Raw genomic sequence first — 15,170 nt, forward strand, 5'->3', positions numbered from 1 at the left:
CCCCACCTGTCTCGTTCAGTGAGCCTTGAAGTAATCGAACGGCTCCTTGCAGTCGCCGCAGCGGTACAGGGCCTTGCATGCCGTGGAGCCGAACTGGCTGACCAGGCGCGTGTGACGCGAGCCGCAGTGCGGGCACGCGACTACCAGCGCCGGCGACGCCTTGCGGCTGATGCCGCTGATGTCGATCACCTGCTGCGCGGGCGGCGCAATGCCGTAGCCGGACAGGCTGGCCTTGCCGCGCGGGCTCATCCAGTCGGTGGTCCAGGCCGGCGCCAGGCGCGTTTGCACGCTCACGCGGTCGATGCCCTGCCCGGCCAGCACGCGCTCGATGTCGTCACGGATCACCGTCATTGCCGGGCAGCCCGAGTACGTCGGCGTGATGGTGACCACGCAGGTGTCATCCACCCACGCCACGTCGCGCACGATGCCGAGGTCGACTACCGAGATCACCGGAATCTCGGGGTCCGGCACCTTGTCAAGCCAGGCCAGGACCTGTTCGACGCTTGCCCGTTCAGCCACTTGCGCTGGCATGGCGCTCACCACTGGGCGCCCGGATAGGCGCGCTGCAGGAACTGCATCTCGGCCAGCAGGTAGCCAAGGTGTTCCGTATGGCGGCCCTGGCGGCTACCGGTCTGCGACCAGCCGCCCGCCGGCACGCGCAGCGTCGCTTCTTCCAGCACTTCGCTCACATGCCGCTGCCACGATTCAGCCAGCGTGGCCGGGTCCACCGCGACGCCCTGCGCGACCAGCGCGGCATCGGCGGCGTCGGACTCGAACAGTTCCCCGGTGAACATCCACAGGTCGTCGAAGGCGTCCTGCATGCGGCGGTGGCTCTCTTCGGTGCCGTCGCCCAGGCGCACTACCAGGTCGGCGCTGCGGCGCACGTGATAGGTCACTTCCTTCAGCGACTTGGCGGCGATCTCGGCAATGCGCGCATCGGTCGAATGCTGCAGCCGCTCGAGCAGGAAGTAGTGCCAGGTATCGAACAGGAACTGGCGTGCCAGCGTATCGGCGTAGCTGCCATTGGGCTGTTCCACCAGCAGCAGGTTGCGAAACTGGTGTGCGTCGCGCAGGTAGGCAAGCTGGTCCGCACTGCGGCCCGCGCCTTCGACTTCGGCGGCGTAGCCAAGCCACAGGCGGGTCTGTCCGATCAGGTCGAGCGCCACGTTGGTGAGCGCGATGTCCTCTTCCAGCGCGGGGCCGCGGCCGCACCATTCCGACAGGCGCTGGCCGAGCACCAGCGTGGTATCGCCCAGGCGCTGCAGGTATTCGAACTTGTGTTGGTCCATGGTGGATGCGTCCTCGCGCCTGGAAATCAGATGTGCTTGACCTCTTCCGGCATCGGGAAGAAGGTGGGGTGCCGGTAGACCTTGCTGTTGGCGGGCTCGAACAGCGGGCCCTTGTCGCCGGGGCTGCTGGCGACCACGTCGGCGGCCTTTACCACCCAGACGCTCACGCCTTCGTTGCGGCGCGTATAGACGTCACGCGCATGGTTGATCGCCATTTCACCGTCCGGCGCGTGCAGGCTGCCCACGTGCTTGTGGGCCAGGCCGTGCTGGCTGCGGATAAAGATCTCCCAAAGCGGCCACTCTTTCATGGCAACTCTCCTGTCAGTTTGCGGGGTTGTCGGCGCTGGCGCGCCGGAGGGTTCAGGCGGCGGCGCGGTCTTGCCTGTCGGCATGCGCCACCAGCGCTTCACGGAACCAGGCGCCGTCGTCCCAGGCCTTGACGCGGGTGCGCAGGCGGTCGCGGTTGCACGGGCCGTTGCCGCGCACGACGTTGTAGAACTCGTCCCAGTCGATGGCACCGAAGTCGTAGTGGCCGCGCCCCTCGTTCCACTTCAGGTCCGGATCGGGAATGGTCAGGCCCAGGTGTTCGGCTTGCGGCACGGTCTGGTCCACCATCTTCTGGCGCAGCTCGTCATTGGAGAACAGCTTGATGCGCCATTGCATCGATTGCGCGCTGTTGGGCGAATCCGCGTCGGACGGGCCGAACATCATCAGCGCCGGCCACCACCAGCGGTTCAGCGCGTCCTGCGCCATCTGCTTCTGCTCGGGGGTGCCCTGGCACAGCTTGAGCAGGATGTCGTAGCCCTGGCGCTGGTGGAACGACTCCTCCTTGCACACCCGCACCATGGCGCGGGCATAGGGGCCGAACGAGCAGCGGCACAGCGGCACCTGGTTGATGATGGCCGAACCATCGACCAGCCAGCCGATGGCGCCGATGTCGGCCCAGTTCAGCGTCGGGTAGTTGAAGATGCTCGAGTACTTGGCCTTGCCGGAATGCAGGTCGCCGAGCAACTGGTCGCGCGACACGCCCAGCGTTTCCGCCGCGCTGTACAGGTAGAGGCCATGGCCCGCTTCGTCCTGGATCTTGGCCAGCAGCACGGCCTTGCGTTCGAGCGTTGGCGCACGCGTGACCCAGTTGCCTTCCGGCAGCTGCCCGACGATCTCGGAATGCGCGTGCTGGGAGATCTGGCGGATGAGGGTCTTGCGGTAAGCCTCGGGCATCCAGTCCTTGGCTTCGATCTTGATGCCGGCGTCCACGCGCGCCTGGAACTCGCGTTCCTGCGGGTCCATCTCTTCCATCGCGCGGAGCCTTGTTGCCCCGGTATCCACCAACTGTGCGTACATGCCGTACTCCGGTCTGTAGGGTCTTGACTTGCGTCAAATCATTCGGTTGCAGTGGATGATAGTGATACAATTTGATTCAAACAATCGACGATTGTGTATCACTTCAAGGTGCATGCATGGCCACTCGTTCAGACGTGGATGCCGTTTCCCCGCAGGTCGCACGACTCGCGCGCGGGCTCAAGCTCGGCGCCAATTCGATGCTGGTGACGTTGTTCGGCGATGTGGTGGCGCCACGTCCGCAGGCGCTGTGGCTGGGCAGCCTGATCCGCCTGGCCGCGCCGTTCGGCATCAATGACCGGCTGGTGCGCACCGCGACGTTCCGGCTGACCGCGGACGACTGGCTCGAGGCCACGCGGATCGGGCGGCGCAGCTATTACGGCTTGTCGGAGGCGGGGCTGCAGCGCTGCGTCCATGCGGGCAAGCGGATCTATGCCGGCGATGCGCCCGACTGGGACGGGCGCTGGACCCTGGCGCTGGTGCGCGGCGACGCGCGCGCCACGATCCGCCAGCGGCTCAGGCGCGAACTGCTGTGGGAAGGCTTCGGCGCAATTGCACCGGGCGTGTACGCGCACCCGAATGCCGATGCCGGCTCGCTGGGCGAAATCATCCGTGCCGCGCAGGCGCAGGAGTTCGTGGCGGTGATGCAAGCCACCAGCATCGAGGCATTCTCGATCCGGCCACTGCAGACACTGATGCACCAGACCTTCAAACTTGGCGACGTGGCGTCCGCCTGGCAGGCATTGCTGCGCCGCTTCTCGCCGGTACTGGCCGACGCACACGGCATGGTCCCGGCGGACGCGTTTTTCGTGCGCACCCTGCTATTGCACGAATACCGCCGCGTGCTGTTGCGCGACCCGAACCTGCCGGAACAGCTCCTGCCGGCGGACTGGCCGGGCCGCACCGCGCGAGACCTGTGCCGGGATATGTACGCGGCCCTGCTCGACGCCAGCGAAGACTACCTGCGCGAAGTGGTCGAAGTGTCCGACGGCCACCTGATCAACGCTAACCGCGCGCTGCGCAGGCGCTTTGGCGCGGGCAGCCACGCCGAGGCCGCCCGCTAGGCGCGGAAGTGCGCGCCGGTGCGCTAGCGCGATCCCTTCACGGTCGTGTAGGCGGTGATCAGGTTCCGGTAGTCCGGTATGTGGTTGGAGAACAGCGTCCCGAGTCCTTCGATATCGTTGCGCCAGTCACGGTGCAGCTCGCAAGCCACGCCGAACCACGTCATCAGCTGCGCGCCGGCTTCGCTCATGCGCCGCCACGCCGAATCGCGCGTGACTTCGTTGAACGTACCCGACGCATCGGTGACGACAAAGACGTCAAAGCCTTCCTCGATCGCGGAGAGCGCCGGGAACGCCACGCAGACTTCGGTCACCACGCCGGCAATGAGCAGCTGCTTCTTGCCGGTGGCCTTCACGGCCTTGGTGAAATCCTCGTTGTCCCAGGCATTGATCTGCCCGGGCCGCGGGATGAACGGCGCGTCGGGGAAGATCTGCCTGAGTTCGGGTACCAGCGGGCCGTTGGGACCATCCTCGAAGCTGGTGGTCAGGATGGTTGGCAACTTGAAGTACTTGGCGAGATCCGCCAGCGCCAGCACGTTGTTCTTGAAACGGTCCGGCTCGATATCACGCACCAGCGACAGCAAACCGGCCTGGTGATCCACCATCAGCACCGCCGCCTGGGTCTTGTCCAGGCGCTTGTAGGTCTTGCTCATCTTGGGCTCCGGGTTGGGCGGCCTGACACGTTGGACAGGCACGCATGCAAGTGGCATCGGGCGGCACAGGGAAGCTGCTGGCCTGACCTGCCCTCGCGCATTGCCGGCAGCGCCATTGCCTGTCGGCCATGCGTTCCAAAGCATAGGTCGGGCTGCGCGCGTGCGACAGGACAAAAAAGGCACCCCGGCGCCGGCGGCTAGGCATCCCATGGAATCCGTCCTACCGTGGAATCAAGGCGAGCTTTCTGGCTTGACCCGTCAACTTCGAACAGGAACCTCCAATGAAAGCAAGACCATTGCTGCTTTCCGCGTCCGCGGCGCTGTGCCTGGCGTGCGCTTCCATCGCCAACGCCGCACCGATGACCGTATCGTCCAGCGCCTTCTCCGAAAACGCCGCCATTCCCGCGGCGCATGGCGGCAGCCAGCCGGACTGCGGCGGCCAGGGCGTATCGCCCCCGGTCGCGTGGTCCGGCCTGCCGGCAGGCACGCGCTCCGTGGCGATCTTCATGTTCGATCCCGATGGCGCAATGGGCCTCGGGGTCTCGCACTGGGTTGCCTACAACATCGCGGCGGATCGCGGCCACCTGCGGCAGGGCGAGGGGCAGAAGGATGGCCCCGGCATCACAGTCGGCAAGAACATTACCGGCGAGGCCGCGTACCGCGGACCTTGCCCGCCTCCCGGCGATGTCCCGCACCACTACATCGTGACGGTGGTTGCGACCGACCTGGAGCCCGGCGCGCTGCCTGCGGGCCTGACGCGCGATGAACTGATGGCGGCGCTCAAGGGACATGCGCGCGGCGGCGCCAGCGTCGTGGGCCGCTACGGCCGGAAGTAGAGGCTGCGCGGCGGCAAACCGGCGGCTCCGCGGTTGCGGGCGATAGCCGCAGAGGCGGCAGCATCACAAATTTGTCAAACTCGACCGCCAGAATGGGGCGCTTTTGCTAGCGCGGCGTGGTGCCGCGCTCACCGATCCCGGCAAAGGAGCCCGCCCGATGTTCCGTCAAACCGTCCTGGCCAGCGCCATCACGCTGGCCTGCCTTGCCCTGTCGCCGTCGCTGCAGGCGCAGACCGCCTACCCAGCCACGCTCGCCGGCCACGCCGTGCTGCCGGCCCAAACTTATCTGCCGGTGCCCAAGGACGCTCCGGCCGACCTGCAGATCAGCGGCAAGTTCACCACCGCGCAGCGTGCCGATACGCCGGGCTCGGTCGAAGGCAAGTCCAACGGCCGCCCGACCGGCGTGTCGCTGCCGTTCCGCGGCCAGCCCGCACAGGGCCACTCCGGGATCAAGCGCATGGCCGACGGCACCTTCTGGGTGCTGACCGACAACGGCGCGGGCGCCAAGGCCAACTCGCCGGACTTCATGCTCTACCTGAACCACTACAAAGTGGATTTCGCGAGCGGCAAGTTCCAGCGCCTGAAGACCGTGTTCCTGCATGACCCCGACAAGAAGGTGCCGTTCCGCATCGTGCACGAGGGCAGCAAGGCACGCTACCTGACCGGTTCGGATTTCGACACCGAGAGCTTCCAGTTCGCCGGCGGCTCGCTATGGATCGGCGACGAGTTCGGCCCCTTCCTGATCCAGGCCGATTTGGACGGCAAGGTGCTGGCGGTGTTCGAGACGCAGGTGGATGGCAAGGTCGTGCGCTCGCCCGACCACCCGGCCATGACCACGCCGGGCGCGCCCGATGGCACGGTGAAGTTCGAGGTACGCCGCTCGAAGGGCTTCGAGGGCATGGCGTCATCGCCGGACGGCAGCAAGCTGTACGCGCTGCTCGAAGGGGCGCTGTGGAACGAGGCCAGCCGCAGCTACGAGACCGTAGACGGCAAACCCTATCTGCGCGTGCTGGAGTTCGACGTGAAGCAGCGCGCCTGGACTGGCCGCCACTGGAAATACGTGCTCGAAGCCGGCCACCATGCGATCGGCGACTTCAATATGATCGACGCCACCACCGGCCTCATCATCGAGCGCGACAACGGCGAAGGCACGCCCGACAAGGCCTGCCCCGCGGGCCAGAAGCGCACCGACTGCTTCGACGACGTGGCGAAGTTCAAGCGCATCTACAAGATCGAGCTGACCGATGCCAACGCTGGCGCCCCGGTGCGCAAGATCGGCTATATCGACCTGCTGCGCATGGCCGACCCGAACCACCTGGCGCGCAAGCCGCTGACCGATGGCGCGCTGGCCTTCCCGTTCTTTACGATCGAGAACGTGGACGTGGTGGATGCCAGCCACATCGTCGTGGGCAATGACAACAACCTGCCTTTCTCCAGCAGCCGCGAACCCAATCGCGCGGATGATAACGAGCTGGTGTTGCTGGAAGTGGGCGAGTTCCTGAAGGCGCGCTGAACGTTGTAGTGGCTGTTTGCTCCCCTCTCCCGCGTGCGGGAGAGGGGAGAAAGCCGGGCCCGATTGACGCGTTCCCGACAATCCCGGGCCGACTCCGACCGGAGCCTGCCTCAGGCCGAGAATCAGGCAGCGACGCGGAAGATCGCCACCGCCTGCTTGAGCCGCTGGGCCTGTTCTTCCAGCGAGCCGGCCGCCGCAGCAGCCTCTTCGACCAGCGCGGCGTTCTGCTGCGTGACCGAGTCCATCTGCGTCACCGCCTGGTTGACCTGCTCGATGCCGGCGCTCTGCTCGGCCGACGCCGCGCTGATCTCACCCATGATGTCGGTCACGCGCTTGACCGCTTCCACGATCTCCAGCATGGTCTGGCCCGACTGCGCGACCAGGGCCGAGCCCTTTTCGACGCGGTCGACCGAATCGCCGATCAGTGCCTTGATCTCCTTGGCGGCGGTGGCGCTGCGCTGGGCCAGGCTGCGCACCTCGCCCGCCACCACGGCAAAGCCGCGGCCCTGCTCGCCCGCGCGCGCGGCTTCGACCGCGGCGTTCAGCGCCAGGATATTGGTCTGGAACGCGATGCCTTCGATCACCGCGATGATGTCGACCACCTTCTTCGATGCGCCGTTGATCTCTTCCATGGTCACGGCCACCTTGTCGGCCACATCGCCGCCCTTGGCCGCGATCTCCGACGCGTTCACCGCGAGCGAACTGGCCTGCCTGGCGTTGTCCGCGTTCTGGCGCACGATGCTGGTCAGCTCTTCCATGCTGGCAGCGGTCTGCTGCAGCGAAGACGCCTGCTCCTCGGTGCGCTGCGACAGGTCGGTGTTGCCCACGGCGATCTGGCTGGTGCCCGAGGCAATGGCCTCGGTGCCGGTGCGCACGTCGCGCACGATGCGCAGGATATTGGCGTTCATCTCGCCCAGCGCGTTGAGCAGCTGGCCGGTCTCGTCCCGGCTGTCCACGCGGATGCGGCTGGTCAGGTCGCCGGACGCCACTGTGCGGGCGATCTCCACCGCATGGCCCAGCGGCAGGGTGATGCCGCGCGTCAGCCACACCGCAAAGGCAACGCCGATCGCCAGCGCCAGCACCGCCAGCACCATCAGGCTGTTGCGGGCATTGGTGTAGATGGTGTTGATCTCGGCAGCCGTCGTGTCAATGCTGGTGCGCTGGATGTCGAGCAGTTTCTGGATCTCCGCCAGGTAGGCATCGCCGGCGGGCACGAACTCTTTCTCCAGCACTTCGTTGGCTTGCTCGGTCTCCCCTTCCTGCTTGAGTTTGGTGATCTTGTCGCGCGCGGCGTTATACGGTTCACGCACCTGCAGGATCTTCTGGAACGCGGCCTTCTCGGCCTCCGAAGTCAGCATCGGCTGCATCTTGTCGCGCAGCGCCGCGATGCCTTCGAGCGACGCCTTCGTTTCCTTGGCGAAGAAGGCGCCGAGCGACGGATCGGCGCTCTTGGCCACTGCCATGGTCCGGCGCACGCTGGTATGCATCAGTCGGTACCAGTCGCTGACGAGGCGCTCCTTGGTCAGCGGCTGCTGCATCATGTCATGCGTGCGCTCCGCCACCTGCTGCAGGCGCAGGATGCCAAACGCGGACATCAACGCGCACAGCACCAGCACTACGCCAAAGCCTATGCCGAGGCGTACCCCGATTCCAAAGTTCTTCATTGTTTTCTTCTACCTGATCTGGACTTCGATACGGCGAAGTGCTGGCGCGCGGGAACGCCGCCGCCTTTCGCTCTCGTGCCCCGCCGACCCGGACCGGGTCCAGTGGCGGGCTATGGATGGGAACGGCAGTGGGAGCCGAAACTTTAGGGTTTCTGCGAATACCCGGCGATGGAGGGGTGTGACTGGAGCTGCCGCCCGGAGGCGGCTGGGCGCACTGACATACCGGTGCATGGCCAAGTGCCATGACAGACCACCACAACCGGATAAGCATCGGACGAAACCTTCGTTCGCACGCGCAGTCCGGATGATCGGTTCACCTATCGCAGGCATCGACTTGACGCATTTCGCACAGAACTCGTGCCGCGCTCCATTCCGGCCCTGTCATTGGCGAGCTCCAAGGCCCACAGCGAGTCGCGACGGGTATGGCATGCATATTGCGTCAGAGGAGCCCAGGGCCAACGACGGCCCCTTATCAAAATAAGCTGGTCGCGATGATGCGCTCCAAACGGGGCGGCCGGGGCAACGGCGCCCCGAAGCGTAGGTGAAATCGAACCCGGAAAGGGGTTCGCAGGCATCCGCTTCGGGGCGTCATTTTTTTGCCGGTCAATGCTCGCGCGTCTGCTTCGACACCTCTGGCAAGGCATGAATTCGGACGCATCGAGGACTGAACCAGGCAGTCCGGAGTGTCAGCCCCGCGTGCTGGGAATCGCCGGGACGCAGGGCTCAACCCCGGTTCTCATACACGCCGAGCTTGCGGTGCAGCGGCGATTCGTCGGCCATGAAGAGGAAAGCAGGCTCGGTGGTCGAGTGATTACGCAGCGTGACCTCGGTGTAGCCAGGCGTGCAGCATGTGTCGGCTTCATGGAGCGTGTAGGCCGCGTCGTCGGCGCTGAGCTCCGACCTGCCTTCGATCTGGTGAAACACGACGGCCGGAGAGCGTACCGGCAGGCGAAGGGTCTGGCCCGGGCGCAGCATCAGCGCGTAGAAGCCGAGATTGTTCTGGGCATCGCGGCCGTTCTCGGGGTTGACGTAGGCGATCTGCACGGCCTCCAGATCGGGGCGGTCGGCCGACAGGGTCAGAAGCGCGGCGCGCGCTTCCGACCAGGGATAGCGCAGCATTGGGTAGGCCTGGTCGCCGCGCTCGAACATCGGGCTGGGCACCACACCACCGCGGGCATAGGCCTGATCACCGCGTCCGGGCCGGATCTCCTGTCGCTTGCCTTCGATGGCGTACGAGGTTTCCGTGTAGTAGATCAGCGGCAGGTCCAGCACATCGAGCCAGACCACGGGTTCCGGGCCGGCGTGCTCGTGCTCGTGCCACTGACCGGTGGGGGTAAGGATCAGGTCGCCGCGTTCCATCGGGCACTTTTCACCGTTGACGGTGGTGGTGGCGCCTTTGCCTTCGACGATCATGCGCACGGCGTTGGGAGTGTGGCGGTGGCTGGGTGCCCATTCGCCAGGCAACAGCAATTGCATGCCGAGGTACATGGCCGCGCTTGCCTGCATCTTCTCCAGGCCGTGGCCCGGGTTGGCCAGCACCAGCACGCGGCGCTCGGCCTTGTCCATTGGGGTCAGCTCGCCCGCACGCATGAGTAGCGGGCGCAGCGCCTCGTAGGACCAGAACGCAGGCTGCGTCTTGCGTGAGGGCACGCCCGGGGGCAGCACGGCGCGCAGGCTGGGCCACAGCGGCACGAGGTTGAGGCTGGCCAGTTCGTCGCGGTAGTCCTGCGGCAAGTCTTCGAGTCGGCCAAGTTCATGCATGGTGTCTGCTCCTGATGTGTTGTCGATCATGATGGGGGCTGGGTGTGGACTCAGCCTTGCTGCAGGCAGTTGTGGACGTTCCAGCCGTATAGCCACTCCATCGCATCGTAGAAGCGCTCCTGGGTGCGGCCCTTCCAGAGGCCATTGCGGATCAGCCGCTCCACGCCCGTAGCATGATAGAGGCGACCCATTTCGCGTCCCGACAGCACGATGCGCGCGGTACGAACGACCCGGTTCTTTTGGTAGAGCGCCAGGGCCTGGTCCCAGTCGTTGTGGCTCGCGCGCAGGGCCTCGCCCAGGGTGACGGCATCTTCCAGCGCCATGCAGGCACCCTGGGCCATGTATTGCGTAGTCGGGTGTGCGGCGTCGCCAAGGATCGCGGTACGGCCCCAGACCCAGGTGTCGATCGGCTCGCGGTCTGCCGTGGCCCAGCGCCGCCAGTTCCTGGGCAGTTCGATGAGTTGGCGCGCCCTCTGGCAGATGCCCTGGAAGTAGCTCTCCACCTCTTCCCTGGAGCCGTCAGTCACGCCCCACTGTTCCTGCTGGCGGCTGTGGAAGGTCACCACCACGTTGTATTGCTCGCCGCCGCGAAGCGGATAGTGCACGAGGTGGCATTTCGGACCGGCCCACAAGCTGGCCGCATTCCACTTCAGGTCCTCGGGGAAATCAGCCTTGTCGACCACGGCGCGGTACACCACATGCCCGGTCACGCGCGGGGGATCGTTCACGTACTGCGCCCGTACTACCGATTTCCCGCCGTCTGCGCCGATCAGGGCCTGGCCCCGCCAGCGCTTGCCGTTCTGGTCGATGGCCGTCACCGTCTTGCTGGCCTCGTCCTGCTCGACCTTCACGATGCGCGTGCTGGTGAAGAACTCCACACGGCCGGTTTCCGTCGTGCCTTCCAGCAGGGCGCCGTGGACGTCCACCCGGTGGATCACGGCATAGGGATTGCCAAAGCGCTTACGGAAGGTCTCGCCGGTCTCGATCCGGCCCACCAGCGTCTCGTCGATGGCATCGTGCATGACCATGTAGTCGGTGTAGACGGCGCGGGCGCGGGTTTTGTCGCCCACCCCCAGCGCATCAAAGGCGTGGAAGGCGTTGGGGCCAAGCTGAATGCCGGCGCCGATTTCACCGATTTCGGGCGCCTGCTCGAACACTTGCACGTGAAAGCCCTGGCGCACCAGGGCCAGCGCGGTCGCGAGACCGCCGATGCCGCCACCGGCGACGAGTACGGGAAGTGAGGCGGATGTTTGCATGAAGTCTCCTTTCTGGTTTTCTCGGGACACCGGCACGGCGCGATGCACGTAGCCGGAAGTGTGGAATTACCGATCCATCAAGGAAAGATGCATACTTATATAGATTTAATATCGTTTTTTGATAATGGAGCCCCATGGCCAAGCTCGACCTGGAGTGGCTGAACGTCTTCGTGGAGATCTACCGCACCCGCAGCGTCACGCGGGCAGCCGAGCGTCTGGGCTTGGCCCAGGCCAACGCGAGCGTGGCCTTGAGCAAGTTGCGGTCTCATTTCGATGATCGCTTGTTTGCGCGCACTTCCCAGGGCATGGAACCGACCCCTTACGCCCAGCGCATCTACCCGGAGGTGCTGCAGACCGTCGAAACGCTCGCAAGGTTGGCGGGCGCCAGGACGCATTTCGATCCCGCCACGGCCGAGCGCGAGTTCCGCATTTGCATGACCGACATCAGCGAGATCGTGGTGCTGCCCCAGCTCGTGAACCACTTGCGGCGTGTCGCCCCGGGTGTCGTGATCGAAGCCGAGCGCATCTCCAGTGATGTGCCGCGGCGCCTCGAATCCGGCGAGATCGATCTGGCCGTGGGTTTCATGCCGCAGCTGGAGGCTGGCTTCTACCAGCAGATGCTGTTCAAGCAGGACTTCGTCTGCCTGGCGTCCCGGGACCATCCGCGCATTCGCAGCAACCCCGATCGCAAAGCCTTTCTGGCGGAGAGCCACATCGTCGTCACCACCTCCGGCACGGGACACACCATCGTGGGCAAGGTGTTCGCCGCCAGGAAGCTTGAGCGCCATGTCGCGCTGAAGGTGCCCAGTTTTCTGGCCGTGGCACGGCTTGTGGCCCGCACCGAGCTGATCGTCATCGTGCCGCGCCGTCTGGGCGAGGCGCTGGTGCAGCAGGAACGTGTGGCCATCTTTGCCCCGCCCGTGCCGCTGCCGGCGTTCGCCGTGAAACAACACTGGCATGAGCGCTACCACGCCGATCCCGGCAATGCCTGGCTGCGGGCGGAACTCAAAGGCTTGATGGCGGCCTGGTCTCCGGACAAGTAAGTGCGAGGGCGGGAATTCCCGCCCCTGGCATGGCCGCCGGATGGTCCCGTTTGCTCAGTGCGACTTCCCGTGCAAGTCCAGCGGCACCGGCTGGGTCAGCGTCTCGGGGCGCAGGATGCAGTCAAGTTCCTCTTTGGACAGCAAGCCCTTGCGTAAGACGATTTCGTACACGCTGCCGCCTGTGCCGAGCCACGGCCGGACCTCGCGGCCCAGGCGCGCCATGCCGCTGCCGCCGCGGCAGTGGCTGCCAGCCATGCCGGTGCATACGCCCCCTTGCGGCAAGAACTGGAGGGCCTGTCCGGCTGACGGCTACCCGCTATGACGCCGGCGCGGCGCGGGTTCCGAAGGATGGAAATCTATCCCCGCTTCTGCCCAGTCACATCCTGCGACGCTCCCACCATCGTGAGCGCATTCCCATCCTCGTCGAGCGTCACCTCGCCCTCCTCGCGAATCTCCCGCCGGCTTCCGTCCGGTAGCAGGATCGTGAATTCGACGCGGTACGGCTGCCCGTCGATAATGGCCGCGCGGATTGCTGCCTCCACGCGCGGGCGGTCTTCTTCCACGATGGACGCCATGAATCGCTCGATCGTCACCTTGAATGCCTGGGGCGCCCAGCCAAAGAGGCGGTAGGCCTCGTCCGTCCACGAGCAGTCGTCGGTCTGGATGTTCCAGTACCAGCCGCCCAGGTGGGCGATTTCCTGGGCCTTGGCCAGCAGCGCCTCGCTCTGCCGCAGGGCCGCCTCGGCGCGGCGGCGTTCGCTGATGTCGAGGCTCACGCCGATCATCTTCACGGGACGCTGTGCGAAGTCGTGCACCAGCGTTGCGCGGGACGAGATCCAGCGCGTCGCGTTCTCGTGCACCACGCGGAACTCCCACTCATGCATCTCCGGCGCTCCCAGCGCGCGCTGCAGCACCTCGCGCAGCCGCGCCGCATCGGATGGATGCACGCAGGCCCAGAAGTCGTCCATGGTGCTGATATGGCGGCCGAACAGGGTGATGTCGTTCGGCGAATAGGTCACGCTGTCCGTCAGCACGTTCCATTCCCACGTGACGATGCCCGAGACCTCCTGCGCGAATTTCATCCGCGCTTCGCTCTCCATGATCTCCGTGAGGTGCTTCTGGCGCAGTCCGCGCATGTGCGGGTCGGTGATGCTGCTGGCCTCCAGATCCGCGATGGCACGCTCGCCATAACGCAGCCACAGCCAGTTCACGCCGAGAAACTTCGCGAGCGCGAGCAGCCGTTCGTACTCGATTTCGCCGCCGCGCGTCCATTTGTGGACCGCCGACGGCGACACCGACAGGGCCTCGGCCACCTGCTTGAGCATGATGCGCTTGCCCTCCAGCACACCCTTGAAGCGGGCGGCGAATGTGTCTTCCGTCATCGCTTTCCCTAATCTCCGATTAACCGTCAGTGAATTACACAACCAGAACCATACAGCATTCGCCGCTTTTTGGCGTTCCTGATAGAAATCAGCCATCAATTTCGCAAAATCAATCGATTTTTTGAGGTTGATTGGCCGGCGCTTGAGTCACTAGACTTCGTCTCACATCACCAACAGTTATTTAATTAACTATCAGTGAATTAAACCCTGGTACGTAAAGAACCCCGAAGGAGACAAGCCATGCAACAAGCGACTGCCCCCGTCTGCCCCGCTCCCGGCGAACTGGGCTACACCCTGCCGGCGCACTACTACACCTCGCAGGACATCTTCGAACACGAAAAGAAGACCATCTTCGCGCGCAACTGGATCTGCGTGATGCACCGCAGCCAGGTGGCCGAGCCGAACCAGTACGCCACGGTCAATGTGGCCGGCGAGAATGTCTTCGTCGTGCGCGGCCGCGATGGCGTGCTACGGGCGTTCTACAACGTGTGCCCGCACCGTGCCCATGAACTGTTTCCCGAAGGCGCCGGCAAGGCGAAGAACGTCATCACGTGCCCCTACCACGCCTGGTCCTTCGGCCTGGACGGCAAGCTGATCCACGTGCGCAACGCCGAAAACGTGCCGGGCTTCTGCAAGGACAACGCGGGCCTGACCCCGGTCCGCGTGGAAGAGTTCTGCGGCCTGATCTTCGTCAACCTCGATATGAACGCCAAGCCGCTGGCCGAACTGGCGCCCGGCCTGAACGACGAGATCCGCGCGCGCTGCCCCGACGTGGACAAGCTCGTCCCCGCGCGCAGGCTCACCTACGAGATGAAGGCCAACTGGAAGGTCGTGGTCGACAACTATCTCGAATGCCTGCACTGCCAGACCGCCCACCCGGCGCTGGTCGAGTCCATCCAGATGGAGACCTACCGGCACGAGGTGCGCGGCATCTACACGAGCCAGGTCGGCAAGACCCGCTCGGGCAGCGACGCATTTACCTACGACAGCGACGCTCCCAACACCGATTTCGCCGCCTACTGGCTGTGGCCTAACGTCACGCTGAACGTGCTGCCTGGCGACGGCAACTACGGCGTCTTCTACATGTTCCCGGTCGACGCCGACACCACCATCCAGCACTTCGAGTTCTACTTCCGCGACGCCACGCCGACCGCCGAGCAGGAGCAGCTCATCGACTACTACAAGAACGTGCTGAAGCCGGAAGACCTGAGCATCGTCGAGTCGGTGCAGCGCGGCCTGAAGTCGCGAGGTTATCGCAACGGACAAGGCCCGCTGCTGGTCACCGACGATCGTACGTCCGCAATCGGCGAGCACGGCGTGCAGCACTTCCAGCAAATGGTGCTAGACGCCCTCGCCGCCTGACACGCGCCC

The 15,170-nt window shown here is 65.3% G+C and carries 15 protein-coding genes; 5 read left to right on the forward strand and 10 right to left on the reverse strand.

Annotation, left to right across the window (positions count from 1 at the left end; all coding sequences use genetic code 11):
• Positions 1-15: 15 nt before the first annotated feature.
• From paaD to paaA, 4 genes are read right to left on the reverse strand one after another with little or no spacing between them, the layout of a single operon-like run.
• Positions 16-531, reverse strand: a complete 516-nt coding sequence (paaD, locus tag AC3FNH_RS09095; protein WP_276101091.1) for a 1,2-phenylacetyl-CoA epoxidase subunit PaaD — start codon at positions 529-531, stop codon at positions 16-18.
• A 5-nt stretch (positions 532-536) separates the two neighbouring features.
• A complete protein-coding gene (gene paaC, locus AC3FNH_RS09100; protein WP_488719821.1) occupies positions 537-1,289 on the reverse strand; it encodes a 1,2-phenylacetyl-CoA epoxidase subunit PaaC in 753 nt (250 codons plus the stop codon).
• Positions 1,290-1,315: 26 nt separating this feature from the next.
• Entirely contained in the window at positions 1,316-1,597 is a 282-nt protein-coding gene (gene paaB / locus AC3FNH_RS09105) for a 1,2-phenylacetyl-CoA epoxidase subunit PaaB (RefSeq protein ID WP_011299861.1), read from the reverse strand.
• 52 nt (positions 1,598-1,649) lie between these two features.
• A complete protein-coding gene (gene paaA / locus AC3FNH_RS09110) occupies positions 1,650-2,633 on the reverse strand; it encodes a 1,2-phenylacetyl-CoA epoxidase subunit PaaA (protein WP_276101089.1) in 984 nt (327 codons plus the stop codon).
• 116 nt (positions 2,634-2,749) lie between these two features.
• On the opposite strand from paaA, the gene paaX reads away from it, so the two are divergent.
• Positions 2,750-3,694 carry a phenylacetic acid degradation operon negative regulatory protein PaaX gene (gene paaX / locus AC3FNH_RS09115; RefSeq protein WP_276101088.1) on the forward strand — a complete coding sequence of 315 codons (945 nt, stop codon included), beginning with the start codon at positions 2,750-2,752 and terminating at the stop codon, positions 3,692-3,694.
• A gap of 23 nt (positions 3,695-3,717) precedes the next feature.
• On the opposite strand, the gene ycaC is transcribed toward paaX, so the two are convergent.
• Positions 3,718-4,344: an isochorismate family cysteine hydrolase YcaC gene (gene ycaC / locus AC3FNH_RS09120; RefSeq protein ID WP_276101087.1), complete on the reverse strand. Its 627-nt coding sequence runs from the start codon at positions 4,342-4,344 to the stop codon at positions 3,718-3,720.
• A 281-nt stretch (positions 4,345-4,625) separates the two neighbouring features.
• On the opposite strand from ycaC, the gene AC3FNH_RS09125 reads away from it, so the two are divergent.
• Both AC3FNH_RS09125 and AC3FNH_RS09130 read left to right on the forward strand, forming a co-directional pair.
• Entirely contained in the window at positions 4,626-5,180 is a 555-nt protein-coding gene (locus AC3FNH_RS09125) for a YbhB/YbcL family Raf kinase inhibitor-like protein (RefSeq protein ID WP_488719822.1), read from the forward strand.
• Positions 5,181-5,337: 157 nt separating this feature from the next.
• Positions 5,338-6,693, forward strand: a complete 1,356-nt coding sequence (locus tag AC3FNH_RS09130; protein ID WP_276101085.1) for an esterase-like activity of phytase family protein — start codon at positions 5,338-5,340, stop codon at positions 6,691-6,693.
• Between the two features lie 122 nt (positions 6,694-6,815).
• Here AC3FNH_RS09130 and AC3FNH_RS09135 read toward each other — a convergent pair whose 3' ends face one another.
• The 3 genes from AC3FNH_RS09135 to AC3FNH_RS09145 all read right to left on the reverse strand — a co-directional run bounded on the left by AC3FNH_RS09135 (position 6,816) and on the right by AC3FNH_RS09145 (position 11,374).
• A complete protein-coding gene (locus tag AC3FNH_RS09135; protein WP_488719823.1) occupies positions 6,816-8,357 on the reverse strand; it encodes a methyl-accepting chemotaxis protein in 1,542 nt (513 codons plus the stop codon).
• A 723-nt stretch (positions 8,358-9,080) separates the two neighbouring features.
• On the reverse strand, positions 9,081-10,118 hold the full coding sequence (locus AC3FNH_RS09140; protein WP_488719824.1) for a cupin domain-containing protein: 1,038 nt from the start codon (positions 10,116-10,118) through the stop codon (positions 9,081-9,083).
• Positions 10,119-10,168: 50 nt separating this feature from the next.
• A complete protein-coding gene (locus AC3FNH_RS09145) occupies positions 10,169-11,374 on the reverse strand; it encodes a 3-hydroxybenzoate 6-monooxygenase (protein ID WP_488719825.1) in 1,206 nt (401 codons plus the stop codon).
• 134 nt (positions 11,375-11,508) lie between these two features.
• Between AC3FNH_RS09145 and AC3FNH_RS09150 the strand changes: the two genes are divergently transcribed.
• The gene (locus AC3FNH_RS09150) at positions 11,509-12,417 is read left to right on the forward strand and encodes a LysR family transcriptional regulator (protein WP_488719826.1); all 909 of its coding nucleotides are present in this window, start codon (positions 11,509-11,511) and stop codon (positions 12,415-12,417) included.
• Between the two features lie 54 nt (positions 12,418-12,471).
• Here the strand turns inward: AC3FNH_RS09150 and AC3FNH_RS09155 are convergent, their stop codons facing one another.
• Both AC3FNH_RS09155 and AC3FNH_RS09160 read right to left on the reverse strand, forming a co-directional pair.
• Entirely contained in the window at positions 12,472-12,672 is a 201-nt protein-coding gene (locus tag AC3FNH_RS09155) for a hypothetical protein (RefSeq protein ID WP_488719827.1), read from the reverse strand.
• A 101-nt stretch (positions 12,673-12,773) separates the two neighbouring features.
• The gene (locus AC3FNH_RS09160) at positions 12,774-13,799 is read right to left on the reverse strand and encodes a PAS domain-containing protein (RefSeq protein ID WP_276101080.1); all 1,026 of its coding nucleotides are present in this window, start codon (positions 13,797-13,799) and stop codon (positions 12,774-12,776) included.
• 240 nt (positions 13,800-14,039) lie between these two features.
• Between AC3FNH_RS09160 and AC3FNH_RS09165 the strand changes: the two genes are divergently transcribed.
• Entirely contained in the window at positions 14,040-15,161 is a 1,122-nt protein-coding gene (locus AC3FNH_RS09165; protein ID WP_488719828.1) for an aromatic ring-hydroxylating oxygenase subunit alpha, read from the forward strand.
• The last annotated feature ends 9 nt before the right edge of the window (positions 15,162-15,170 follow it).

This window comes from Cupriavidus sp. 22TCCZM01-5 (genome assembly GCF_057798915.1).